At 36.8% G+C, this 24,619-nt stretch carries 24 protein-coding genes; 1 reads left to right on the top strand and 23 read right to left on the bottom strand.

The features are described from left to right. Nucleotides 1–110 precede the first annotated feature (110 nt). From D1B17_RS09305 to murI, 4 genes are all read right to left on the bottom strand, one after another. The gene (locus tag D1B17_RS09305) at nucleotides 111–410 is read right to left on the bottom strand and encodes a hypothetical protein (protein ID WP_120141976.1); all 300 of its coding nucleotides are present in this window, start codon (nucleotides 408–410) and stop codon (nucleotides 111–113) included. A 2-nt stretch (nucleotides 411–412) separates the two neighbouring features. Next, nucleotides 413–823: a DUF948 domain-containing protein gene (locus D1B17_RS09310; RefSeq protein ID WP_120141975.1), complete on the bottom strand. Its 411-nt coding sequence runs from the start codon at nucleotides 821–823 to the stop codon at nucleotides 413–415. Nucleotides 824–889: 66 nt separating this feature from the next. Next, nucleotides 890–1,489 carry an XTP/dITP diphosphatase gene (locus D1B17_RS09315; protein WP_120141974.1) on the bottom strand — a complete coding sequence of 200 codons (600 nt, stop codon included), beginning with the start codon at nucleotides 1,487–1,489 and terminating at the stop codon, nucleotides 890–892. Next, nucleotides 1,464–2,291: a glutamate racemase gene (murI, locus tag D1B17_RS09320; protein ID WP_120141973.1), complete on the bottom strand. Its 828-nt coding sequence runs from the start codon at nucleotides 2,289–2,291 to the stop codon at nucleotides 1,464–1,466. Before murI ends, D1B17_RS09315 begins: the two co-directional genes overlap by 26 nt. 133 nt (nucleotides 2,292–2,424) lie before the next feature. On the opposite strand from murI, the gene D1B17_RS09325 reads away from it, so the two are divergent. After that, entirely contained in the window at nucleotides 2,425–2,904 is a 480-nt protein-coding gene (locus D1B17_RS09325) for a DUF2507 domain-containing protein (RefSeq protein ID WP_120141972.1), read from the top strand. A 154-nt stretch (nucleotides 2,905–3,058) separates the two neighbouring features. On the opposite strand, the gene D1B17_RS09330 is transcribed toward D1B17_RS09325, so the two are convergent. The 19 genes from D1B17_RS09330 to mutL all read right to left on the bottom strand — a co-directional run bounded on the left by D1B17_RS09330 (nucleotide 3,059) and on the right by mutL (nucleotide 24,523). Then, nucleotides 3,059–3,757 (bottom strand): TIM44-like domain-containing protein, encoded by a 699-nt coding sequence (locus tag D1B17_RS09330; RefSeq protein WP_137432124.1) that lies wholly within the window; start codon nucleotides 3,755–3,757, stop codon nucleotides 3,059–3,061. Nucleotides 3,758–4,083: 326 nt separating this feature from the next. Next, the gene (gene trxA / locus D1B17_RS09335; RefSeq protein ID WP_120141970.1) at nucleotides 4,084–4,395 is read right to left on the bottom strand and encodes a thioredoxin; all 312 of its coding nucleotides are present in this window, start codon (nucleotides 4,393–4,395) and stop codon (nucleotides 4,084–4,086) included. A gap of 67 nt (nucleotides 4,396–4,462) precedes the next feature. Beyond that, nucleotides 4,463–6,817 carry an endonuclease MutS2 gene (locus tag D1B17_RS09340; RefSeq protein WP_120141969.1) on the bottom strand — a complete coding sequence of 785 codons (2,355 nt, stop codon included), beginning with the start codon at nucleotides 6,815–6,817 and terminating at the stop codon, nucleotides 4,463–4,465. 54 nt (nucleotides 6,818–6,871) lie between these two features. Further along, nucleotides 6,872–7,414, bottom strand: coding sequence for a CvpA family protein (locus D1B17_RS09345; protein WP_120141968.1), 543 nt, complete (start codon nucleotides 7,412–7,414; stop codon nucleotides 6,872–6,874). A 121-nt stretch (nucleotides 7,415–7,535) separates the two neighbouring features. Continuing rightward, nucleotides 7,536–7,835, bottom strand: coding sequence for a DUF1292 domain-containing protein (locus tag D1B17_RS09350; RefSeq protein ID WP_120141967.1), 300 nt, complete (start codon nucleotides 7,833–7,835; stop codon nucleotides 7,536–7,538). Between the two features lie 10 nt (nucleotides 7,836–7,845). Next, a complete protein-coding gene (gene ruvX, locus D1B17_RS09355; RefSeq protein ID WP_120141966.1) occupies nucleotides 7,846–8,280 on the bottom strand; it encodes a Holliday junction resolvase RuvX in 435 nt (144 codons plus the stop codon). Beyond that, a complete protein-coding gene (locus D1B17_RS09360; protein ID WP_010018752.1) occupies nucleotides 8,281–8,538 on the bottom strand; it encodes an IreB family regulatory phosphoprotein in 258 nt (85 codons plus the stop codon). Nucleotides 8,539–8,601: 63 nt separating this feature from the next. Then, the gene (gene alaS / locus D1B17_RS09365; RefSeq protein WP_120141965.1) at nucleotides 8,602–11,238 is read right to left on the bottom strand and encodes an alanine--tRNA ligase; all 2,637 of its coding nucleotides are present in this window, start codon (nucleotides 11,236–11,238) and stop codon (nucleotides 8,602–8,604) included. An 805-nt stretch (nucleotides 11,239–12,043) separates the two neighbouring features. Continuing rightward, nucleotides 12,044–13,390, bottom strand: coding sequence for a DEAD/DEAH box helicase (locus D1B17_RS09370; RefSeq protein WP_120141964.1), 1,347 nt, complete (start codon nucleotides 13,388–13,390; stop codon nucleotides 12,044–12,046). Further along, nucleotides 13,391–14,347 carry a DHH family phosphoesterase gene (locus D1B17_RS09375; protein ID WP_120141963.1) on the bottom strand — a complete coding sequence of 319 codons (957 nt, stop codon included), beginning with the start codon at nucleotides 14,345–14,347 and terminating at the stop codon, nucleotides 13,391–13,393. Then, nucleotides 14,340–15,416 (bottom strand): DNA polymerase IV, encoded by a 1,077-nt coding sequence (gene dinB / locus D1B17_RS09380; RefSeq protein WP_240704398.1) that lies wholly within the window; start codon nucleotides 15,414–15,416, stop codon nucleotides 14,340–14,342. Before dinB ends, D1B17_RS09375 begins: the two co-directional genes overlap by 8 nt. A 72-nt stretch (nucleotides 15,417–15,488) precedes the next feature. Continuing rightward, the gene (zwf, locus tag D1B17_RS09385; RefSeq protein WP_240704399.1) at nucleotides 15,489–16,838 is read right to left on the bottom strand and encodes a glucose-6-phosphate dehydrogenase; all 1,350 of its coding nucleotides are present in this window, start codon (nucleotides 16,836–16,838) and stop codon (nucleotides 15,489–15,491) included. A 515-nt stretch (nucleotides 16,839–17,353) separates the two neighbouring features. Next, complete coding sequence (locus tag D1B17_RS12640) at nucleotides 17,354–17,503, bottom strand: hypothetical protein (protein ID WP_166806666.1); 150 nt, start codon at nucleotides 17,501–17,503, stop codon at nucleotides 17,354–17,356. A gap of 499 nt (nucleotides 17,504–18,002) precedes the next feature. Further along, nucleotides 18,003–18,470, bottom strand: coding sequence for a preprotein translocase subunit YajC (gene yajC, locus D1B17_RS09390; RefSeq protein ID WP_120144198.1), 468 nt, complete (start codon nucleotides 18,468–18,470; stop codon nucleotides 18,003–18,005). A 96-nt stretch (nucleotides 18,471–18,566) separates the two neighbouring features. Then, nucleotides 18,567–19,709 carry a tRNA guanosine(34) transglycosylase Tgt gene (tgt, locus tag D1B17_RS09395; protein WP_120141960.1) on the bottom strand — a complete coding sequence of 381 codons (1,143 nt, stop codon included), beginning with the start codon at nucleotides 19,707–19,709 and terminating at the stop codon, nucleotides 18,567–18,569. A 9-nt stretch (nucleotides 19,710–19,718) separates the two neighbouring features. Further along, a complete protein-coding gene (gene queA / locus D1B17_RS09400) occupies nucleotides 19,719–20,756 on the bottom strand; it encodes a tRNA preQ1(34) S-adenosylmethionine ribosyltransferase-isomerase QueA (protein WP_120141959.1) in 1,038 nt (345 codons plus the stop codon). A 155-nt stretch (nucleotides 20,757–20,911) separates the two neighbouring features. Next, nucleotides 20,912–21,958, bottom strand: a complete 1,047-nt coding sequence (gene ruvB, locus D1B17_RS09405; RefSeq protein WP_120141958.1) for a Holliday junction branch migration DNA helicase RuvB — start codon at nucleotides 21,956–21,958, stop codon at nucleotides 20,912–20,914. A 39-nt stretch (nucleotides 21,959–21,997) separates the two neighbouring features. Beyond that, nucleotides 21,998–22,591, bottom strand: a complete 594-nt coding sequence (gene ruvA / locus D1B17_RS09410; RefSeq protein WP_120141957.1) for a Holliday junction branch migration protein RuvA — start codon at nucleotides 22,589–22,591, stop codon at nucleotides 21,998–22,000. Nucleotides 22,592–22,594: 3 nt separating this feature from the next. Continuing rightward, nucleotides 22,595–24,523 (bottom strand): DNA mismatch repair endonuclease MutL, encoded by a 1,929-nt coding sequence (mutL, locus tag D1B17_RS09415; RefSeq protein ID WP_120141956.1) that lies wholly within the window; start codon nucleotides 24,521–24,523, stop codon nucleotides 22,595–22,597. Nucleotides 24,524–24,619: the final 96 nt, after the last annotated feature.

Below are 24,619 nucleotides of genomic sequence, written 5' to 3' on the forward strand. Positions count from 1 at the left end.
TTTTGCGAGGTTCAAAGTCGAGATTTGAGACCGCCCTTCGGCTCGAATCGGTCCCCTCAGCGCCAACATTTCTTACACCCAGAGACGGCAACCATTTAGGCTTTTTAATCTTAATTATCGTTTAAAGAACTTTTATCATCCAAATCATCTTCATCAAAGACAATATCTGATGTATCTTCGTCTTCCTTAATCTTTGACATATGATCTTTCAAGGCATCTGTCTTTTCGTTAAAGGAATCAACTAAATCATTGTTTGTATTCAAGCCAACGCCACCGTTGTTGAAATCGCCACGAATAGTTTTGATGTTCTCTATGACCTTTTGACCTGATTCACTTGTTAAATACTTAGAAGCAGCATATCCTGATGCACAGCCTAAGATTAGGCCCAAAATAAAATGATTATTTTTCATAATTAATTATTCTTCTTTCTTGGCCAAATCTTCGAAGCCACTTTAGCAGCTGTTGCGAGATTACCTATTGTCATCAAACTTTGGAAATTAAAACCACTGTTAGGCTTTTCTTCTGTAGCCTTAGCTGACTTCTTACCAAGATTCTCAACTGTATCAAACAATGGGTTTAACTTACTTGATTTACTGTTAACATCATCCATCAAAGTATTTGTCTTGTCGACCAACTTAGTGCTTTGATCCATGATTTGTTCAGTATTCTTTGAAAGAACTTCAACCATCTTTGTAGTTTCCTTCATTGTTTCCTGTAATTCTTGAAGCAATTTAGCAGTTTGTACTAATGTTCTGGCTAAATATACAACCAATACTACAAAAGCAACTGCTGCGATTAATCCTGCAATTTGTCCACCAGTCATAATATTACCCTCCTGTATTTTAATAGCACTTTCATACTAGCATTTTATTAATTTAACGGCAATCAATTACCAATTAATCCAATCTTCCCATTGTGTTTCAAGTTTTCTAATGGCATTGCCTCGATGACTGATTTTATTTTTTTCATCAATCGTCAATTGGGCCATTGTCTTATCTAACTCAGGAAGGTAAAATAGCGGGTCATAACCAAAACCATCATCTCCGGCAGGAAATAATCCAATCAATCCCTTAACATCGCCTTCAACTACCAAATCATGGTCATTTTTAGGATTAGCAAAAACTAACGTTGAAACGAAACGGGCCGTTCTCTTTTCACGAGGAACACCGCCTAATTCACTCAAAACTTTGGCATTATTTGCGGCATCATTGTGGTCTCCAGCATAACGAGCTGAATACACTCCAGGTCGTCCGTACAATGCATCAATTTGCAAACCTGAGTCGTCAGCAATCGTTGGTAAATTAAAACGTTCCATCACTGCATGAGCTTTAATAGTCGCATTCTCCTCAAATGTCTGACCAGTTTCTCTTATTTCAGGAAAAGCTGGCAAATCTAATAAGGTCTTCAAAGTAAAATCTTCCTCATTGAAGATTCGCTTGAATTCGCGAGCCTTGCCGGGATTCTTAGTTGCTATGATTATTTCCTTCATCACTGCCTCCAATATTTACTAAACTAATTTCATCAATATCTGTTTGTAGCCAACGTTTTGCTAGCTTTGAAAATTCATCGATACTACCAGTAGCATACAATTTCAAACTATGGTCAACCTTGTCAGTCAAAAGATTATTTTCAGCTAAATATTTTTTAGTTACATCGACGGTACTGACTGCGGGATCAACTAAAGTAGTAGTTGGTAAATAATCGTTGATCTGCTTTTTCAACATTGGAAAATGGGTACAACCTAAAATTAAAGTATCATAATTGCTATCTTTAAAAGGTAATAACGTTTCAGCAATACTATCTTTTGTAGCTTGCGTATTAGTTTTATCACCTTCTACAAAGGCAACAAACTTCTGTGCAGCAACTCCCAAAACATTAACTTTAGGATTGATTTCTGCAATCGTTTGATTATAACTTTTAGAATTAACAGTTGATTCCGTTCCAATGATTCCAATGTTACCGGTCTTAGTAGTTTTAACAGCTTCTTCAGAACCTGGTTGAATCACACCAATCATTGGAATGGTAAATTCAGTTCTCATTTCCGCCAAAGCATTAGCGGTGGCTGTATTACATCCATAAATGATTAATTTTACATTTTTACTAATTAAATACTGTACCATTTCGCGCGTATAAGATATGATTTGTTCATGAGTCTTTACCCCGTAAGGCATTCGTGCTTCATCACCAATAAAAACGACATCCTCATTTGGCAACTGACGAATTACTTCCTTAACGACTGTCAATCCGCCTAGTCCAGAATCTAGCACTCCAATTGGTCTTTGATCACTCATAATGTTACCCCTGCCTTCATTTAAGTGAATTACTTGTATTTTATGAAAATATTTATGTCCTATCTTTTACAATGACTTAAAAAGCAATTATTCTAATGATATAATGAATTGTCTGAAAAAAGGAGCTATAGCAATGGCCGCAAAATCAAAAGATCTTAACAAACCAACGTTAACTGATGCATTACATAACAGCGAATCAAGCGAAAGTACAGACACGCTAACTGAAAACTACTTTGCAGTTTCAGTTCTTCGTGATTTTATTCTTCCCGATTTGCTTGATAAAGATACTGTCGAACTACTTTACTGGGCTGGTAAAAACCTCAGTCGTCAATTAATTCTCGATATGGAAAGCTTACCAGAACTATTTGCCAAAGCCGGCTTTGGTAAACTAGAAATAGTTAAACAAACTAAAAGTAGCTATACATATAAATTAAACGGCCCAGAAGTTGAACAACGTTTTGATACGAATAATGATGATCCAGAGTTTTCATTAGAAACTGGAATAATCGCTGAAACTGTTGAAAAAACAATCGCAGCATATTGTTTGGGAACATATACTGTAAACAGTAAAGCCAAAAGCGTGACAATTAAAATACAAATTGATCGAAACTAAAGTATACACCAAAAAACGATTAATGTGGCTTTGTTTATTACTTAAAAACGATAATTATGATAAAAGAGAGAACTATCAATCCTGATTTAGCAAGGTTTGTAGCTCTCTCTTTTTGTTTCCAGATATCATCCTTTCTTGAATATACACAAGAAAACTAGATTGTTTTAATATTACAAAGTTGAAGGTTAGTTTCATCTTTCCAAGTCAAAGTCCAAATTTCCTGAAATCGCTCAATATTGGTATCTTCCTGAATCTGTTGATTATATTCAGTCGTTTTATTATCGTATTGAAAATAATCTCGAGCTTGGGCAGTAACAATAACCTGCATCTTTTGGTCAGATGATGTAACAACCTGTTGTAAGTCAATTATAACTAAACCATCCAGTTGATCAATTTTATGGTGCCGAATATAGCCATTTATAATTCTTTTTTGCTTGGTGAAGTAAAAGGGCGACATTAATTCCCTCAAAGTAGCCAAATCATTTTTCGTCCAAGCGTCTTCAACTTGATAAAAAAAAGGCTCAAAGCAATCATTCAGTTCGGGGGTCAATTCATCATATGTCTCTGGCAATTTAAAATTCTTTCGTCGATTACGTCTAACAGATGTTAAAAATGAGAAACCGATAAAACCTATTATGACAACATCCATCATTGAAAATCTATTATTACCGTAATTGTTGTAACCACGGTATCCACGATAATTATCATAACCACTATCAGAAGTATCACTGCTACTTGTAGTTGACCCACTACTCCCCATACTGCCACCGGCACGAGCCATTGTTGTCGTAGGCGTTAGAAAAAACAGTAGTGATAAATTAATGGCTACAAGTATTAATATTATTCTTTTCACGATTTATTCCCCAATGTATTCTCATCAAAATAGATATCAGCACCAAATGTTAACTATGTATTGCACTTAATATGATATCAATAGTTCAGTAAAAATGTTTGCCTCTTTGAAATTTTTTCAATGCTTTGATTGGCTGCCGCATCTGGGTATAAGAAATGTTGGCGCTATGGGGACCAAAATTTCTTGCTCTTGGAGGCGGCATATCCCCATATCATTTGAAATACAACAAAAAAAGGACTAGACAAATATCTAATCCTTTTGACATTCGATTCTATAAACAAAGAAAGAACCCAATATTAGATTACTGAAACCATTTGCTTCAACGACTAGTCTGAATAGCCGTCAAGAATCTTTGTAAGTTGAGCTTTGTTATGGAAACCAGTTAATTTTTCTACAACTTCACCATCTTTTTTGATAACAAGTGTAGGAATTGCCATGATACCAAATTCCTTAGGTGTATCTGGATTAGCATCTACATCCATCTTCAAGAACTTAACTGAATCATCGTTTTCTGACAATTCTTCAATGACAGGTGATTGCATACGACATGGACCACACCATGTTGCCCAAAAATCAACTAATACAACACCATCTTTAGTTTCTTCAGCAAAATCTTTATCTGTTACTTCATCAACCATTTTATTCACTCCTTTTGACAAATTAAATACTATCATTATTGCCTACCCTTTAGGAAATATTTACTCTCTAAAGGTCAACAATTGTGGCACCCGACCCACCAGAGCTTGCTGGAGCGTATCCGAATGATTTAACACGAGGATTTCTCTGGAGGTAATTCGTGACACCTTTTCTAATTACGCCGGTTCCGAATCCGTGAACGATTGTGACTTGATTATAACCAGCTAACAAGGCTGAATCAATATATTGATCCAAGTCTGACATCGCTTCTTCATAACGTTTACCACGTAGATCAAGTTTACTTGAAAGGCCAGAACTCTTCGTCCGACGAACCATCGTTGGCTTCTTCTCTGGTTCAGGCTCAACGTTTTGAACTTTCTCAAGTTCATCAGCGCTGAACTTCATCTTCAAAATACCTAGTTGAACTTCATATTGATCATTTTTATCTTTACGAATAATCGTTCCAATTTGGTCATAAGTCAACGCCTTAACGTCATCCCCGACCTTCAAGGCTTGACGACGTTTATTCCGACGCAATACTTTGTTCTTCTTGATTGCTTCATCTTGATGAAGATTTTTCAAATTAGTCTTTGCTGAAATAATTTGATCTTCCTTGATAGCAACGCCATCTTGTTCCATCTTATGAAGTTTTTCAATAATCTTATCCGACTCTTTTTTAGCCTTAGCAACGATTTGATTAGCTCGTACTTTGGCAGCTTGTATTTCAGAATTTTTCGATTTATCAAGCGCATCGCTCTTCTTCTCGAAATCCTTTTGAACATCTTTATTCTTAGCCAATTGAATTTTCAATTGGTCATTCTTTTGTTCAAATTCTTTACGACGGTTCTCAAGATCAGCAATCATATTGTTCAAATCTTGACTTTCACCATCCATCAAAGCTTGACCACGGTCGACCACGCTCTTATCCATCCCTAAACGAGCAGCAATATTAAAGGCATTACTTGCTCCAGGAATACCAATCAACAAGCGATACGTTGGTTTCAATGACTTATCATCAAACTCCATACTAGCATTGATAGTTTCCGGAGTATTATATGCAAAAATCTTCAATTCTGGATAGTGAGTTGTTGCCATGATATCGCAACTTGACTTAGCAAGCTTTTCCAAAATAGCAATCGCAATAGCGGCCCCTTCTTGAGGATCAGTTCCGGCACCAAGTTCATCGATTAAGACCAAACTGTGTTCAGATACTTTATGAATGATATTAATAATATTATCCATATGTGACGAGAAAGTACTTAAGTTTTGCTCAATTGATTGTTCATCACCGATATCGACAAAGACTTCATCGAAAACGGCGACTTCACTAGCTTCACGAGCAGGAATAAACAAACCTGCTTGAGCCATCAACTGAATCAATCCTAAAGTTTTCATGGTAATAGTTTTACCACCGGTATTGGGACCAGTGATCAACATGGTCTTATAGCCGTCACCTAATTTAATATCATTAGCTATAACTTTGTCTGGGTCGATTAGAGGGTGTTTTGCCTGTTCCAAATCAACGACATGGTTATCGGAAATAATTGGCTCTGTGGCCTTAATTTCTTTAGCATACTTAGCTTTAGCATTAATTAAGTCAAATTGTGCCAAAACTTCGTTATTTTTAACAATTTCATCAATTTCTGGACGAACCATATCTGATAAATTATTCAAAATACGAATCTCTTCAGATTTCTCTGACAATTTGGCTTCATGAAGTTGATTGTTCATCCCAACAACAGCTTGAGGCTCAATATAAAATGTTTGCCCACTGGCACTTTGATCGTGCACTACACCACCAAATTTTGCTTTATACTCTGCTTTAACTGGAATAACAAATCTGTCATCACGCAAGGTTACCAATGCTTCAGTCAAATACTTAGTATTCTTACCACGGGTAAATTGAGACATTGTTTGACGAATATTATCGTTTAACTTACTAATATGACCACGAATATACTTCAAATCATCTGAAGCAGTATCTAATACCCGACCAGTATCATCTAGTGAACGCGCGATTCGACGTGTCAATTCTGGATTATCAATCAAATTATCATTCAAGTCATACAGTTGTCTTAACTCGACTTGATTATCTTTTAAATCTTCGAAAAATTCTTTTAATTCACTCGTATTTTGTAGGACTTGACCAATTGCGGCCAACTCAGTCCCATTTAAGTTACCATCTTTTTTCAAACGGTTAGCTTGATCATGTAGATCAGCTAACTTTCGAACCGGGATTTCACCCTTAATACGGACAATGTCAGCACCATCTTTTGTTTGGTCAATCAATCTTTGAACAATTGATTCCACTGACATCGGCATTAATTTCTTTAAGAGAGTTTTCCCGCGCGTTGTTATTAGATATTTGGCAATTTCATCTTTGATCTTGTCAAACTCCAATACTTTCAAAGCTTTATTGTTCATAAATCTCTCCCTATTACAAAATAAGACTGAAACAAATTGTCTCAGCCTTAAAGTTTAGATAGCTCCAATCCAAAGATGACTAAGCATGGCTGTTAAAACAGGCGTACTTTTAATCATGGCTGAAGCCACAAATGAATGTTGCAAAGCATGTTGAAAACCGGGAACTGGAATCATTGCCACTAACAAAAGCACCATAAAGATGCTGACATAAGTAACAACAAAACCAATAATTCCTCCGCTCAATAAATTTACATCACTGTACATTGGAAAATACGTTAGACGTTTAAAATACAAACCAACGAATCTTACAATAATCCATCCAATGAAACAAATAAAGATAAAGGCAAAGGCACGGTAAAATGCATCGTCTAGTTCCATACCAACTTTTGTTGAGAAAAAGGCAAATTCACTGCCCAAATTAGCTGATGGATATGGAACAATCATCTCAAATTTAGGTCCTAGCCACTTGAAAGAAACTAGCGCTAAACAAAAGAACAGTACATATCCAACTGCATAAAATGCCTCCATGGCTAAACCACGGCGAGCACCAATATAAAAACCATAAATCAAAAGTAAAATAAGTAACAGACTAAGCATTATTTCCCCTTACTTCAACCTTGCTAAAAAAGCGAATTTATAAATCATATTTCAAATTGAATTGTTCGATCTTTAAACAACCAAACGATTGGCTTACGCCAATCGTCACTTGTTTAAGAATCTATTCATCTTCGTCACTTGTGAAGGTGTTCAAAACCTCTTGAACCATATCCCATTCCTCAGGATCATCAATTGGATCTAAATCTCCGGCATCAACATCACCATTTTCGTCTGGTGTAAATGAAAATGCTTGGATTTCAATTTCGTCTGAATCTTCATCAGCCTTAGGATATAAGAATACGTATGATTTACCATAATCATCTGAATCGAAAGTAAAAAGAATCTTGTATACTTCTTCATTACCTTGGTCATCACTTAAAATAACTTCATTTAAATCTTTTGGTGGTTGTTTTTCACTCATAATTATCACCTTAATTTCGTGTTAGTTTACCTTTAGCATCAAGATAATTCTGTAGAATCATCTCAGCGGCAATCTTATCGATAACTTTCTTACGTTTTTTTCGAGACACATCGGCCTCATCAATCAACATTCTTTCGGCTTGAACAGTCGTCAGACGCTCATCAATAAAATCGGTTGGCAAATGAAACCTATCTTCGACCATTTTGCCATATTCACGAGATTTTTCTACTCTTGGTCCTTCAGTATTATTCATATTTTTAGGCAATCCCAAAACGATACCTGTGGGTTGTTTTTCTTTAATAATTTCGCCTAAACGATCTAAGCCAAATTCTTCTTTGTCCTCATTAATACGAATAATTTCAACTCCTTGAGCTGTCCAGCCTAACAAATCACTGCAAGCAACTCCAACAGTTCGCGAACCAACATCTAAACCTAATAATCTCATTTATTTACCTTGATTGAGATAACTCTTAACTAATTCTTCAATTATCTCGTCTCTTTCATGTTTCAAAATCAAATTACGGGCGTCATTGTGACGTGGAATGTATGCAGGGTCACCAGAAAGTAAATAACCAACAATTTGGTTAATTGGATTATATCCCTTTTCTTCTAGTGATTGGTAAACACTTTGCAATGTTTCTTTAACATCCTTGCCCTTATTCTCATTAAAGTCAAAACTCATAGTTTTATCAAGTGAACTCATGGCAAACCTCCATATAACTAAAATTTAAGTGACCGAAAAGCTTCATTTCAATTATAGCCCACTTTAATAAGATTTAATAATATCTTTAGCTAATTGTAACGCATTTGTTAAACCAGCCGGATTCTTACCACCAGCTTGCGCCATATCTGGACGACCACCGCCGCCACCTTGAATTTCCTTAGATATTTTCTTAATTAAATCTCCAGCTTTAACACCTTTAGCTTGAGCATCCTTGTTAACAGCTACGACTAGACTAGCTTTGTCATCACCACTGGCACCAAGAACTAAGATATCAGACTTGTTATCATTCTTCCAATTATCAGCCAATTGTCTAAGGGCTGACATATCTGTAGATAAGATATTTGAAATAACTTTGAAACCATTGATATCTTCAACATTGTCAAAGACTTCGGCAGACTTTTGACTTGTAAGTTGTGTCTTCAAGTTTTGGTTATCACGCTTGAGGGCTTTAATTTCATCGGCCATTTGTGCAGCACGACTAGGTACATCTTTTAATTGGTTAACTTTAATATTTTTGGCTGTTTCTTGCAATGTTTGTAATTGTTCATTGAAGTATTCAAAGGCTTCTTCACCTGTTACAGCTTCAATTCTTCTTGTACCAGAACCAATAGCAGATTCAGAAGTAATCTTGAATAGTCCTAGTTCAGAAGTATTTCTGGCATGTGTACCACCACAGAATTCTGTTGAGAAATCATCAATTTCAACAACACGCACAGTGTCACCATATTTTTCACTGAAAAGGGCAATGGCACCCTTCTTCTTTTTAGCTTCTTCAATAGGCAAGACTTCTGTTTTCACTGGAATAGCAGCCCAGATCTTTTCGTTAACGATTTTTTCAAGGTCAGCAATTTGTTGATCTGTCAAAGCGGTATTACTGTTGAAATCAAATCGTAAGTAGTCTGGTTCAACTAGTGAGCCAGCTTGATGTGTTCTTGAACTAACAACATCACGTAAAGCTTGATCTAACAAGTGAGTAGCCGTGTGATTGTGACGAACTTTCTCACGGAAGTTAACGTCAATCTTTAATTTGTATTGTGTATCAGCAGAAATAGCTGACATAACATTAACTAAGTGAATATTTTGACCATTTGGAGCATGTTGAACATCAACAACCTCAGCAACTTGGTTACCTTTTAGATCGTAAATGTTACCAACATCAGCAACTTGACCACCCATTTCAGCATAAAAAGGAGTAGTGTCAAAGATCAATTGTGCTTGACCTTCAGCAACGTTTTTAACTTCTTTATCATCAACCACAATATTTTTTAAAGTACTTTCAGTTTCATTGTGATCATAACCAATAAATTCACTAGGCGTCTTGATTTCCATCAAAGTTTCATCTTGCATACCCATTGATTGTAAGTTTCCACGGGCTTCACGAGCACGTTGTTTTTGTGCTTCCATGTTTTCCTTGAAACCAGCTTCATCAACTGTCAAGCCTTCATCGTTAGCATATTCACGAGTAAGTTCCATTGGGAAACCGTAAGTATCGTAAAGTTTGAAAGCATTGGCACCATCAATAACAGTTTCATTCTTCTTACGAAGATCAGCGATAACACCATTAAGTAGTGCAAGACCAGCATCAAGTGTTTCTGAAAATCGTTTTTCTTCTTGTTTAATTGTTTTAGCGATAAATTCTTGTTGTTCACTAACTTCTGGATAGTAACTATCCATGATACGACCAACGATTGGCACAAGTCTGTACAAGAATGGTCCATTAACACCAAGCTTTTTACCATTTAGAACCGCACGTCTGATCAAACGTCTAATAACATAGCCACGACCTTCATTTGAAGGCAACGCACCATCACCAATGGCGAAAGATACTGAACGAGCATGGTCAGCAATAATCTTAAATGAAATATCATCTTCAGCATTATCACCATATTTCTTATCAACAAGTGAACCAACATCTTCAATCAAAGGCATGAATAAATCAGTTTCAAAGTTAGTCTTTGTTCCTTGAATAACGGAAACTAGACGTTCAAGACCTAAGCCCGTATCAATATTTTTATGTGGTTGTTCAACATATTTACCGTTTGGCAAGTGGTTCAATTCTGAGAACACGATGTTCCAAACTTCAAGGTAACGTTCATTTTCGCCACCAGGATAATTTTGAGGATCATCTTCTGCCAAGTTATTGAACTCTTGACCACGGTCATAGAAAATTTCTGAATCGGGACCACAAGGACCTTCACCAATATCCCAGAAGTTATCTTCATCTTTTAAGATATGATCTGGAGCAATTCCGACTTCAGCCCAAAGTTTTTGAGTTTCAGTATCTTTAGGATAAGTTGTGATATACAAATTATCCTTATCCATACCAATCCAGTCAGGACTTGTTAAAAATTCAAACGCCCAAGGAATAACTTCTTTCTTGAAATAATCACCAACTGAAAAGTTACCCATCATTTCAAAGAAAGTTTGGTGACGAGCAGTTTTACCAACATTTTCAATATCATTTGTTCGAATACACTTTTGGGCACTAGTGATACGAGGATTGTTTGGTACAACAGTTCCATCAAAATACTTCTTCATTGTGGCAACACCGGAGTTGATCCAAAGTAAAGTTGGATCGTCATGTGGTACCAAAGATGCACTAGGTTCAATCATGTGACCCTTTGTTTCGAAAAAGTCTAAAAACATTCTTCTTATTTCAGCACTTGATAAATTTTTCATTTTATCTCCCTAAAAAAACGAAAAATCGCTGCAATTCCAAGGACGCCACTGCGCGGTACCACCTTGTTTGCAACGATTTTCGTTAGCCTCTCAACATTAATATATACAATTTAAATTGGCAGCATCTCTATACCAAATAATTAGGCTTTCTCACCAACTAGCCTTCTCTTAAAATATCTGGCACGAAATATATCCAAGGAAAATATTAACCATCAACTTAAAAATTGTCAATGTTTAAAGAGTCTAACTGTTTAAAATTTCAAATTGTCTTTTTTGTTTGCCGCCTACGGGAGCAAGAAATTTAGGTCGCTATGGGGACCGACTTGAGCCGAAGAGCGGTCTCAAGTCTCGATTTTGAACTTCGCAAGGTACGCGAATTTCAAAAGTCGTCCCGTGGTGTAATGGCTAAAGCCATAACGCCACCTGCACAGCGACCTAAATTCTTGCTCCCTCCGGCTAGTTTATCTGTTGATTTAGAATTATTGTTTCTAATCAATCAAACATATTAAAAGTAATTTAAAAACAATTCAGTAACAGAATCTAAATTAACTCTAAAACCAATTTAGATAGCTTAAATTTACTATTACTTATTAATTACCAATAATCAAATCCAACCAACACATTAGTCGGAAGAGCTGAGAATATTTATCTGCTGTGAAAGTGGCGTTAGAGCTTTAGCTCTTACACCACCGGGCGTGTTTGGAGCCTCGCGTTCTTTGCGAGGCTTCAAACCGAGGCCTGAGACCTTGGCTCAGGCCGGTCCGCATAGCAGATGAATGTTCTCAGTTCTGGAGACGGCAAACTACTAATTATTCTTGTTTTTTCTAGCTTCTCGTTCTTGTCGTCTATTTTGTCTAATTTGAATCTTTCTTTGTTGACGATGCTCTTCATTAATTGCTTGCTTGATCTTCTTCTTGTAACCAGGCTTCTTCTTGGTCTTTTGTTTTTTAACATAACCAACTAGCTTAGTATCAAGTTTCTCTTGTGTGGCACGTCTATGTACTCGACGATCACGTTCCACGGCATCAACGATTTCACCATGTTTGATATCTTTTGGCTCAAACTTGATTCCCATGTGTTCAATTTCATCAACCTTGTGTTCTTCACCAGGTTCATAAATTGTAATGGCTGTACCTGACATCTTATTACGACCAGTTCTACCTACACGATGAATGAAGAAGTCCAAATCATCAGGGATTTCAGCGTTGATTACATGAGAAACTCCGTTAATATCAATTCCACGTGCAGCTAAATCGGTTGCTACTACGTATTGATATTCCATATTTTCAACTTGTTTCATGGCACGTTTTCTCTCACGGGGTGTTAGTCCACCATGAATACGTGCGACTTTCAAACCTTGACTCCGAAGATAGTTATAAATTTCATCGACACTCTTCTTGGTATTGGCGAAAATTAATACCAAGTATGGTTCACCTAAAGTAATCAATTGGTAAATCAATTGTTTCTTATCACGGCCGTGACTTGACATTAACCAATTATCAACGTTCTTAGGAATAATACTACTATTCTTAATTTCCACACGTTGTGGACCAGTCATGTATTTCTTCAAGAATGGTTCTAGTTTTTGTGGGATTGTGGCTGAGAAAACCATCATTTCACGGTTTTCTGGCAACTTATCAGTAATGTGATCAACATCATCCAAAAAGCCCATGTCCAATGTCATATCAGCCTCATCTACAACGAAACGTTCAACATTTTCGATATGTAGGTCATTCTCACGAATCAAATCCCATAAACGACCTGGTGTTCCGATAGCAATTTGTGGTTGGTGAGCTTCAAGTTTTCTCTTTTGACGATCACGATCAGAACCACCGACGAAAATAAAGGCATTATATTCTTCCGGATAGTTCTTCAAAATTGCTTGGGTATCTTCATAAATTTGATAAGCCAACTCACGACTTGGTGTCGCAATCAACAACTGTACTTCTTGCTTATTTGTCAAAGCATTCATTGATGGCAACAAGAAAGCATGTGTTTTACCAGAACCTGTTTCTGATTGAACAATAATATCCTTCTTCTTATTTACTAAGGAAATTACTGCCTCTTGTACTGGTGTTGGTTCATCGAAATGTATTTCTTTTAATGATTTATTAATTGAATCATTGAAATTGTATTGTGAAAATTTAGTCATCTATTCACCCTTCTGGTTATATTCAGTAACTAACTCTTTAAGCTCTTCAAACATTTGTTCCACTTCAGCACGGTCTTTAGCAGTGGCACCACTCGCTAATGGATGTCCACCACCATCATGATTTTTAGCTAATCCATTGATAACTGGTCCTTGAGAACGCAAGTGCATTCTAAATGTACCGTCATCTTTTTGAACAGCTTCCATCCATGTGCAAACTTCCTTCAAACGACCTGGTGTTGAAACAACTGAATTGGCTTGTTCTTGATTGATACCTAATTTCTTCATTAAATCTAGATCGATTACCGCATAAGCAGCTCCTGAAGCATCTATTTGTAAGTTATCAAATAGAACGCCTTGAAGTTTAGCTTGCTGTAAAGTAATTTCATTCATCTTATTATTGATTGCTGCTGTATCAACACCCAAAGCAATGAATTTTCCACCGACTTCCATTGTATGTTGCGTCGTTGATGGATATAAGAATCTTCCTGTATCTCCCACGATTCCGGCATAGAGATAGTAAGCAACTTCTTTCGTTAATTGTAGTTCATCACTGCTATCAATCAAATCAGCAATAATTTCTGAACATGAACTAGCATCAGTATTAACAAAAAGTTGATCTCCATAAGCATCATCATTAGGATGGTGATCGATCTTAATTAAGAAATCTCCATCATCAAAACGTTGATCGTCAATTCTTGGTTGATTAGCAGTATCAGTGACGATAACTAATGCCCCTTGGTAATCTGCATCAGTTACTTCCTCTGCAGTTGATAGCCATTTGAGACCTTCAGTATCGTTACCACCAATCAAAACTTTCTTGTCTGGAAATGCTTGGCGAAGTGTAGTTGCCAAACCAGCTTGTGACCCCAATGCATCAGGATCTGGATTTTGATGACGTAGAATGATAATTCTATCATATTTTTTAATTGTTGCAATTATTTCGGCAAAGCTATTCATTAAGATTGTCCCCCTTGTAAGACAAGTTCAAAGAAACCTCTTCGTATGACAATGGATCCAAATTAGTCACAGTGATTCCTAATAAACGAATCTTTTGATCTGTCACCTTTAATTTATCATAAATATCCTTGGCAACACGATAAATATCTGTTTTTGTTTGTACATAGTCTTGAAAACTCTCACGTTTGGTAATTGTTTCAAACTCTGAATTACGTAACTTCAAAACGACTGTTTTTCCATGTTGGCGCTGTTTCTTTAAATCTTTGCTGACTAATCCAGCTAAAAAATGTAGTTCATCAGTTATTTGTTCATCCGTTACCAGATTACGATTATAAGTGCGTTCTCGACCAATCGATTTGCGTTTGCGATGACCTTCAACTGGGGCGTCGTCAATTCCGTGAACTCGTTTATAAATTACGTAACCCATTTTACCAAACTTCCTTAAAAACTCGTCTTGATCAATATTTTGTAAGTCTTCCCCAGTATACACGTTCATGTCATGTAATTTCTGTTGCATGGCTTTTCCAATCCCATTAAATTTTTCAATCGGAATTGGTTTGAGAAATTCTTTAGCATACTTACCCAAAATAATCGTTCGCCCAAATGGTTTTCGATAATCAGATGCCATCTTGGCCAAAAACTTATTATAAGAAATCCCTACGGAACAAGTTAAACGTGTCTCTTTAACAATTCTTTGTTGGATATAATTAGCAATTTTTATCGTATTAACTTCACCCAACTTATTTTCAGTCACATCTAAGTAGGCTTCATCCAGGGCTACAGTTTGATAATTATCGGTCACATCACCAAAAATATTGTGAATTTGGTCCGAAACACTTCGATATAACTCAAAATTAGGTGGCGTAATAACTAGTTTTTCCTTCGGAATCAAATCGACTGCTTGTTGTGCTGGCATGGCCGAGTGAGCACCGTATTTCCGAGCATTATAATTTGCGGTTGTTACAACACCATGATGATTGTGTTTTCGAGGATCTTGAGCAACAATCAGACATTTCTTCTTATATTCTGGATGTTCCCGTTCTTCCACAGAAGCGAAAAAATCATCCATGTCAACATGGATGATTTTTCGATTTTCTTCAATTTTAATTGGTATTTTTAAAAAGATGAAACAACACCACCTTTAGCTCCAAATCCAAGAATTTCCGTCACGTTCCAAAAGCATTTCTGAAGAATCTGGACCCATACTACCACTGATATAATTAGGAAAATCAGCCGTTTGACTGTCCCAACGTTGTCTAATGGCATCAATATATTTCCAAGTACTTCTTAATTCGTCCCAAAGGGTAAAGTGAATTCTATTGCCAGCTAGAATATCAATAATCAAGCTTTCATAAGCTTCACGTGAATTGTCAGCTGATTCTGCAGTTGGTAATTCAATAAAGTCTTGGTCAAGTTCTCGATAGTCGATCCCGTTGATCAAAATACTTTGACCATCAACCTTTTCAATCAACAATGTTACAACGGTATTTGGTCTAACCCCAAAGTCGGTTACTTTATCGTTAAAAACAATGTCGATTCGTGAAGACTTATCTGGCATTCTCTTACCTGAACGGACGTAGAATGGCACTCCGCTCCAACGATCTGAATCAAATGAAATCTTACCAGCTGTAAATGTTTCGATTTGTGAATCAGAAGCCACATTATCTTCTTGACGATAAGCTTTTTGCTCACCTAAATCATCAGTATCATATTGACCACGAACAAAGTCTTTATCAACTTCTTCTGGAGACAATACTTTTAGACTGTTAAACAAGGCGGTGCGATTCTTGTGAATAACTTTGGCCTCAGTAGCTTCAGGTTCATCACTAGCAACTGCCCCAATAATTTGCATAATGTGATTTTGAACCATGTCACGTAAAACACCGGCAGTTTCGTAATAGCCACCACGATCTTCAACGCCCAACGATTCAGCTAAAGTAACTTGAATATTTGAAACATATTTACTATTTAAAGCATCCTCAAACTTACTGTTGTTAGCACGAATTCTTGGAATAGCTTGAATCATTTCCTTACCTAAATAGTGATCGATACGGTAAATATCATCTTCTGGGAAGGCTTTAGAAATATTGCCATTTAATTCACAGGCAGAATCGAGATCACGACCGAATGGCTTTTCAATAACTAGACGGTTGTAACCATCAGCTTTCAAACCTTCAGAATTGATATGTTCAGCAACGGTACCAAAGAATCTTGGTGCAATAGCCATGTAATAAACGCGATTATGACCAGCATCGAACTGATCATCTAGTTTTGCAGCTAAGTTCTTCAAAGCAATGTAATGTTCCGAATCATTGACATCATGTGATTGATAGAAGAAATGTTGTGCAAAATCTTCCATAATCTTCTCGTCATCTTTAAATGATTCTTTTAAGGAAGTAACAACAGTTTCACGGAAATAATCATCACTCCATGGACGACGGGCAGTTCCAATCACGGCAAAATGATCCTTCAAATAGCCTGATTTATACAAACGGAATAATGAAGGATAAAGTTTACGGTGAGCTAGGTCACCAGAACCCCAAAAATAATAAAAATTGCTGATCTCTCTTTAACCATTTTAAACTCCTTTTGACAGTCTCATGTACTTATATTTTACATCATGAATTATTAAACATCTGCATTATTGACTTATTATTTTTTTGTTTGTGGTATTTTAGTATGCCGCCTCCAGGAGTAAGAAAAATTAGGTCGCTGTGGGGACCGCCTGGAGCCAAGGTCTCCAGGCTCGATTTTGAACCTCGCAAAGTACGCGAGTTTCAAAAGTCGTCCCGTGGTGTAAGCACTAAAGTGCTAACGCCACCTTCACAGCGACCTAATTTTTCTTACTCCTTCCGGCTAGTTCATTCGTTGATTTTTAATAAAATGTAATATCGATAATTTGATATGTTAATTACTATTTTTGCAATAATAAGTTACATCGTAAATTTTAAAACTTAGAGTATACTTTAAGGCAAGCTTTTACCCTTATATTTTTAAATTAAATATTTACTTCTTAAGGAAGCCTGTTAAATAATCAATTGCTTCATCGGTGGTTTTGAAACCTTGTTTCTTTTTGATTTCTTCTAACTTTTCTTGAGATTTCTTACTTAAATCTGAAGCCTTTACATGCTTGGAATCTTTTTCTTTATCGGTCATCTTATTTACTCCTAATATTTCAATATTATTCTTATTTAAAAGAGTGAAAATAATCAAGTTAAACATTATCGCTTGTATCTATTTGAATCAATCAAAAAACCTCAAAATAAATAATCTAATAATTAAAAGTTTCAAGACATCTCTCAATTATTATCGTGCTAGTTCATATAATCCATATATTTAACAATTTGATTACCACTATTTCTAAGTTATTAATACACCGTTCCAACCAAATGCTAGCATATATCAAAAAAACTAGCTGGAAAGAGCAAGAAATTTAGGTCGCTGTGCAAGTGGCGTTGGCACTTCAGCGCTTACACCACGGGACGACTTTTGAAACTCGCGGTCTTTGCGAGGTTCAAAAGCGAGATTCGAGACCGCCTTATGGCTCGAATTGGTCCCCATAGCGACCTAAATTTCTTGCTATTGGAAGCGGCCATATCCAATTTTTAACAATAAAAAAGATTGAAACCTTAAAGTTTCAATCTTTTTTTAAACACTATTTTGTTTCTTCTTTTGTATCATCTTTAGCAGCATCATCTGTCTTATCTGCTGTATCTGTTTCTTTATCAGCAGCTTTATCTTCAACTGGTGCTTCTTCTTTATCATCTTTTGTTTCAGTAGCTTCTTCAACCTTAGCTGGTTTAGCATCCTTAACAGCATCAGTAGTAGCAACATCAGCAGGTGTTGTACGACGAATGAAGTTTAAATCAAATGTTAGATAAATTCCATCACAGTCTACAACAACTTCTTTGTTTTCGCGATCGATTGATGCGATTTTACCTTTAATACCACCAAGTGTAACAACTTTGTCGCCTTTGCTCATTTCTTTAAGCATTTCTTGACGTTTTTGTTGTTGTTTCTTTTGGGGACGAATTGACAAGAAATACATACCAACGAACATAATAACAACGAAGATAATAAGTGTCATTGATCCACCAGCACCTGCGGCGCCTAATGTAAGCATATTCAAATTTTCCACCTCTTAATAATTTACATAAGTATAGAGTAACAAAGATTTTCATTCGTTTCCATACTAGTAGGTTTTTCTTATCAAAATATTCTAAAAATTCTTAGCATTTTCCTTGTTAAAACCATAATCTTCAAAAACATGTTCTCTAAATTCTAATAGATTATCATCCCTAATAGCTTGGCGAACACCCTTCATCAAGTTCAACAAGAAGTATAGATTATGATAACTAGTTAAATGTGTACCGAATAATTCATTTGCATTGATCAAATGACGAATGTAAGCTCGTGAATAATTACGACATACATAGCAATCACAATTGTCATCTAATGGGCCGAAGTCACGCGCATACTTGGCATTCTTAATAACTAAACGACCGTGGCTTGTCATACATGTACCATTTCTGGCAATTCTCGTTGGCAAGACACAATCAAACATATCGATACCACGGATAACACCATCAATCAATGAGTCCGCTGTACCAACGCCCATTAGGTAACGTGGCTTGTTTTCTGGCAACATTGGTGTTGTAAAATCAAGGACACGATTCATTTCGCTCTTTGATTCACCAACTGAAAGTCCACCGATTGAATAACCAGGGAAATCCATACTAACAAGATCTTGGGCACTTTGTTTACGTAAATCTTCAAAACCAGCACCTTGAACGATTCCAAAGAGTGCTTGCCAATCAGGATTACGATGAGCTTTGAGTCCTCGCTCAGCCCAACGACTCGTTCTAGCAACAGATTTTTTGATGTAGTCATAGCTTTCAAAGAATGGTGGACATTCATCCAAACTCATCATAATATCTGGTCCCAAATAGTTTTCAATCTTGATAGCTTTTTCAGGTGACAAGAATTCACGACGACCATTCAAATGATTCTTAAAATGAACGCCGGCTTCAGTAATATCACGAGTATTAGCCAATGAGAAAACTTGGAAACCACCAGAATCAGTAAGGATACCTTTATCCCAGTTCATAAATTTATGTAAGCCGCCAGCTTCTTTAACAATATCTTCACCAGGACGTAACCATAAGTGATAAGTATTTGCTAAAACAATTGTGGCTCCAATTTTTTCCAAATCTTCAGGTGCCATATTTTTAACTGACGCTTCAGTACCAACCGGCATGAAAATAGGTGTTTCAAATGTTCCATGCGGTGTTTCTAGCAATCCTAGACGTGCACCAGTATGCTTTTCTTTCTTTAATAACGTATATTTAACAGCTGGTTCCATAAATTCCCTCTACTTAATGAACATTGCATCACCGAAACTGAAGAAACGATATTTTTCCTCAACAGCATGGTGATAAGCGTTCAAAATATTTTCACGACCAGTAAATGCGGCTACAAGCATAACTAAAGTTGATTTTGGCAAATGGAAGTTAGTAATAAATTCATCAACTACTTTCCATTCATAACCAGGTTTGATAAAGATATCTGTCCAACCAGAGTCAGCCTTGATTTCGCCATTAAACTTAGTTCCGATTGTTTCCAAAGTTCTAATTGATGTTGTACCGGTGGCCACAATTTTGCCACCGTTTTTCTTAACATCATTTAGTGTTTTAGCTGATTCCTCATCCAAACGATAGAACTCAGAATGCATTACATGCTTATCAACATCAGTTTCAGTTACTGGTCTAAATGTTCCTAATCCCACGTGCAAAGTAACATAAACTAACTTAACACCTTTATCTTCAACCTTCTTCAACAAGTCCTTTGTCCAGTGAAGACCAGCAGTTGGAGCAGCAGCAGAACCATTTTCTTTAGCATAGACAGTTTGATAACGGTCAGGATCATCAAGTTTTTCTTTAATGTATGGAGGCAAAGGCATTTCACCTAATTGTTCCAAAATTTCCATAAAGATACCTTGATAATGGAATTCAATGATTTTGCCACCGTGTTCCAAATCTTCCAAAACTTCGGCTTCAAGTTGACCATCTTCACCAAATTGAACTTTAGTACCCACTTTGGCACGACGGGCTGGCTTCATCAAAACTTCCCACTTGTCACCTTCAATATTGTTCAATAACAATACTTCTTCGTGACCATCAGTGTCTTCTTTAGTTCCGTACAAACGGGCTGGCAAAACACGGGAGTTGTTCATTACCAAGGCATCCCCAGGATTTAAATAATCCAAAATATCGTAGAAATGTTTGTCTTGATACTCACCCGTTTTATGATCAAGCACCAAAAGTCTTGATTGGTCTCGGTTCTTGATAGGTGTTTGTGCGATTAGTTCTTCAGGTAAATCGTAATCAAAATCTTCTGTTGATAGTGACATGTAAAAAATCTCCTTTAATAACTGGTTTAACGACATTCTTTAGAAACGCCAAGAATGTGACAAAACATGGTCAGCTTTCGAGCATTAAGTCAAATACAACTAGTAATCCGATTTTGGATTGCTAGTTGTATTTATTTTGAGCAAAAAAAGCTATGTTACTGTCCATTTTCAGGATATGGTAGCCCTAAGTGTTCATAACCTTTTCTTGTTACAACACGACCCTTGGCAGTTCTCTTTAAGAATCCCATCTGCATAAGATATGGTTCATAAACTTCTTCAATTGTTTCTTGTTCTTCACCGATGTTTGCGGCAATAACTTTTAGGCCGACGGGACCACCGTTATACAGTTCAATAATCATTTCCAAAATCCGCCGATCAATATGATCCAAGCCAGCATCATCAACTTGTAATTGGTTCAAAGCCGATTCTGCCATATCGTAATCAATCGTATCTTTATTGGCAACTTGAGCAAAGTCACGAACTCGTTTTAACAAGCGGTTGGCAATTCTTGGTGTTCCTCGAGATCTTCGTGCAATCTCATGAGCACCTTCCTCATCGACATTAATATTTAAGACATTCGCAGAACGGAAAACAATCTTAGACAATTCATCTATGGTATAGTACTCCATTCTCTCAACAATTCCAAACCGATCTCTTAAAGGAGCTGAAAGTTTTCCGGCGGCAGTCGTGGCACCAATCAATGTATAAGGAACTAATTGGTGATGTAGTGAACGAGACTCACTACCTTGGCCCACAATAATATCAATGTAAAAATCTTCCATCGCCGAATACAAAACTTCTTCGACTGCTCGAGGCATACGGTGGATTTCATCAATAAATAACACATCACCGGGTTCCAATTCATCCAAGACGGCTACTAAATCTCCAGATTTTTCAATTGAAGGACCGGTCGTTGTGTGAATATTAACCCCCATTTCGTTAGCAATAATCATTGCCAAAGTGGTTTTACCTAACCCGGGAGGTCCATAAAGCAAGACATGGTCAAGCGTTTGTTGGCGTTGTTTAGCCGCTTTGATATAGACATCAAGTTCCTTCTTGGCTTTCTCTTGACCTAAATATTGGTCAAAGCTTTGGGGACGTAATGTTTGTTCGACAATATCTTCAATATTATCAAGCGAGTCAGCATCGGTTAAACGTTCGTCTTCATTCTCATTATTTTCGATTGTTAACACTCCCTTCATTTCAATTCCATAATCAAAAAATCAACTAGCACCACGAGTTTACTTACTCAACAGTTTCAATCCAGCACGTAGGTATTCATCGGCGCTCTTGAGGTGTTCTTTCTCAAGTTGCGACTTAACTTTTCCAATTTCTCTAGTTGAATAACCTAGTGATTCAAGTGCTGCCAAGCCGTCTTCTAATTCTTGATTACCACCAGTACTGAATTCAACTGGTGTCTCACCAAGGGTCATTTGACCTTCAGCGGTAAATTTACCTGACAAATCCAAAATAATTTGTTGGGCAGTCTTCTTACCGATTTTAGGAAATTTTGTTAAATATTTAACATCATCATTTTCAATCGCATGAATCAAGCCCTGTAAATCTTGACCGGCCAAAATCGCTAAAGCACTCTTAGGGCCGATACCGGAAACGCTAATTAGGTGTAAAAAGATATTTTTTTCATTCAAATCATAAAAGCCATACAACGATTGCTCATTATCACGAACAACTTGTTCAACATAAACACAGGCTTCTTGTTTTTCTTCATAACGATAAGGGTTGGCCACTTGCACCTTATAGCCCACACCTTTAACATCCACCACAATATATGAAGGGGTAACGGTTGCTATTAATCCATTTAAATATTCAAACATAATTTACTCACTCTCTCTAGTATCGTGTGGATCTTGAATTCGCTTAAACATTTTTTCGAGATCTTTATTACTAAATTCTACCAAGACTGGACGTCCATGGGGACAATTATATGGATTTTCAGCTTTAGTCAAATTATGAAGCAATTGTGCGGCCTCGCGGTCATCAATATGATGATTAGCCTTGATTGCTCGTTTACAACTCATCATAATCGCATTTTTTTCACGAAAAGCTGCCACACTGATTTTAGAATCATTTAAGACATAGTCAACCATCTCTTTAATCGTTGACTCCTCTTGTCCGGGAACAAACCAAGTCGGATGCGTGTTGACCACAAAACTATTCTGTCCAAAATCTTCCAAATACAAACCAATACTTTCTAGGACTGGTTTCTTTTCTTTAATTAAAATACTCTCTGAATTAGGATAATCCAAAACAATTGGTACGAGTAATTTTTGCTGGTCATTGGAAACTTTACCAATTTCTTGACGATAATATTCGTAATTTACTCGTTCTTGAGCCGCGTGCTGATCAATCAAGTAGAAACCACTCTGACTTTCAGCTACCAAGTAAGTCCCATGAATTTGACCAATATAACGTAAATCTGGGAAGTCAGATTCTGGTGCTGGAGTAGCTTCATGACCGTCAGTATCAATAACATTAACTTTTTCAGCTTTTTCCTGCTTCATTCGCTCATCCCAAGCATGCAAATGCTCTGGATCATCAAAAATTGGCATTCCCGTCATTGGCGTCTCGACACGTTTTTCTAACGAGTTATCTGGCTCATAACTTTCAGGCTCTGGTTCAACCGTTGCTGTATTTCCCAGAGGTTCATTAATTTTATCAATTGATTTGATGTCATCAAAACTAATTTGTTCCGGCTTATACGTATCAACCTTAGGTGTAGCTTCTTTACGCCCAAGATTCTTAACGGCATCAGGTATCAAGTTTTGATTAGATAAACGATTTCTAATTCCATCACTAATCAAATCTCCAATATGACCTTCATTAGACAAACGAACCTCTTGCTTAGTTGGATGAACGTTAATATCCACCAAACTTGGATCCATCTTGATATTAATTACCGCAATTGGAAAACGTGCCACCATCAATTTTGAACCATAGCCACGAATAACAGCATTCGTTAATTGAAAATTACGAATATAACGACCATTCAAAATCAATGAAATATATGACCGATTAGAGCGGGTCGTATCTGGTTTAGAAAAGTAACCGTTGATTTCGTAATCAGGGTCAGAATTTTCAAAATCCAACATATGACTGGCAATCGTTCGACCATAAATTCCCGCAATTGTTTGTTGTAAATTATCATTACCAGATGTCCAAACTAAATCTTTACCCTCGTGAATCAAACGAAACGAAATGTCAGGATAGCCCATGGCTAACCGATCAACGATATCAACAATTTTATTCAATTCCGTGTGCAAAGATTTCACATATTTCAAACGGGCTGGTGTGTTGAAAAATAAATCTTCAACAGTCATAGTTGTTCCCTTAGAACGAGCAAAAGTTTCCTTCTTTATTAATTCATTACCCGAAAATTTAGCTCTGACTGCTGACTTGCCATCTTGGCTAGTTACGACTGTCAGTTTGGATACAGAGGCAATACTGGCCAAGGCTTCACCACGAAATCCGAGTGTTCTGACATTGAATAAATCGTGGTCATTTGAAATCTTACTTGTTGTATGCGGTAAAAAGGCGACTTCAACATCGTCTGCTGAAATCCCCTTTCCGTTATCATTTACTTCAATTGATTTTAAGCCAGCTTGTTTGATAGTAATCAAAATTTGTGTGGCCTGGGCGTCGATGGAATTTTCAACCAGCTCTTTAACAACTGATGCGGGACGTTCAATAACTTCCCCAGCTGCGATCTGGTTACTTAGTTCTACTGGTAGTTCATGAATTATGCCCACATTTCCACCTTCTTCTATATATTTATCTGCCGCTTCCGGTTGCGAGAAAGAAAGCCTGCTGTGGGACCGCCTTGAGCCAAGGTCTCAAGGCTGATT

This window comes from Companilactobacillus zhachilii, from assembly GCF_003606365.2.
Lineage (GTDB): Bacteria > Bacillota > Bacilli > Lactobacillales > Lactobacillaceae > Companilactobacillus > Companilactobacillus zhachilii.

Excerpts from the sequence above, each read along its gene's own strand:
- D1B17_RS09305 (WP_120141976.1), bottom strand. The coding sequence starts at position 410 with ATGAAAAATAATCATTTTATTTTGGGCCTAATCTTAGGCTGTGCATCA.
- D1B17_RS09310 (WP_120141975.1), bottom strand. The coding sequence starts at position 823 with ATGACTGGTGGACAAATTGCAGGATTAATCGCAGCAGTTGCTTTTGTA.
- D1B17_RS09315 (WP_120141974.1), bottom strand. The coding sequence starts at position 1,489 with ATGAAGGAAATAATCATAGCAACTAAGAATCCCGGCAAGGCTCGCGAA.
- murI (WP_120141973.1), bottom strand. The coding sequence starts at position 2,291 with ATGAGTGATCAAAGACCAATTGGAGTGCTAGATTCTGGACTAGGCGGA.
- D1B17_RS09325 (WP_120141972.1), top strand. The coding sequence starts at position 2,425 with ATGGCCGCAAAATCAAAAGATCTTAACAAACCAACGTTAACTGATGCA.
- trxA (WP_120141970.1), bottom strand. The coding sequence starts at position 4,395 with ATGGTTGATGAAGTAACAGATAAAGATTTTGCTGAAGAAACTAAAGAT.
- D1B17_RS09340 (WP_120141969.1), bottom strand. The coding sequence starts at position 6,817 with ATGAACAATAAAGCTTTGAAAGTATTGGAGTTTGACAAGATCAAAGAT.
- D1B17_RS09345 (WP_120141968.1), bottom strand. The coding sequence starts at position 7,414 with ATGCTTAGTCTGTTACTTATTTTACTTTTGATTTATGGTTTTTATATT.
- D1B17_RS09350 (WP_120141967.1), bottom strand. The coding sequence starts at position 7,835 with ATGAGTGAAAAACAACCACCAAAAGATTTAAATGAAGTTATTTTAAGT.
- ruvX (WP_120141966.1), bottom strand. The coding sequence starts at position 8,280 with ATGAGATTATTAGGTTTAGATGTTGGTTCGCGAACTGTTGGAGTTGCT.
- D1B17_RS09360 (WP_010018752.1), bottom strand. The coding sequence starts at position 8,538 with ATGAGTTCACTTGATAAAACTATGAGTTTTGACTTTAATGAGAATAAG.
- alaS (WP_120141965.1), bottom strand. The coding sequence starts at position 11,238 with ATGAAAAATTTATCAAGTGCTGAAATAAGAAGAATGTTTTTAGACTTT.
- D1B17_RS09370 (WP_120141964.1), bottom strand. The coding sequence starts at position 13,390 with ATGACTAAATTTTCACAATACAATTTCAATGATTCAATTAATAAATCA.
- D1B17_RS09375 (WP_120141963.1), bottom strand. The coding sequence starts at position 14,347 with ATGAATAGCTTTGCCGAAATAATTGCAACAATTAAAAAATATGATAGA.
- dinB (WP_240704398.1), bottom strand. The coding sequence starts at position 15,416 with ATGGATGATTTTTTCGCTTCTGTGGAAGAACGGGAACATCCAGAATAT.
- D1B17_RS12640 (WP_166806666.1), bottom strand. The coding sequence starts at position 17,503 with ATGACCGATAAAGAAAAAGATTCCAAGCATGTAAAGGCTTCAGATTTA.
- yajC (WP_120144198.1), bottom strand. The coding sequence starts at position 18,470 with ATGCTTACATTAGGCGCCGCAGGTGCTGGTGGATCAATGACACTTATT.
- tgt (WP_120141960.1), bottom strand. The coding sequence starts at position 19,709 with ATGGAACCAGCTGTTAAATATACGTTATTAAAGAAAGAAAAGCATACT.
- queA (WP_120141959.1), bottom strand. The coding sequence starts at position 20,756 with ATGTCACTATCAACAGAAGATTTTGATTACGATTTACCTGAAGAACTA.
- ruvB (WP_120141958.1), bottom strand. The coding sequence starts at position 21,958 with ATGAAGGGAGTGTTAACAATCGAAAATAATGAGAATGAAGACGAACGT.
- ruvA (WP_120141957.1), bottom strand. The coding sequence starts at position 22,591 with ATGTTTGAATATTTAAATGGATTAATAGCAACCGTTACCCCTTCATAT.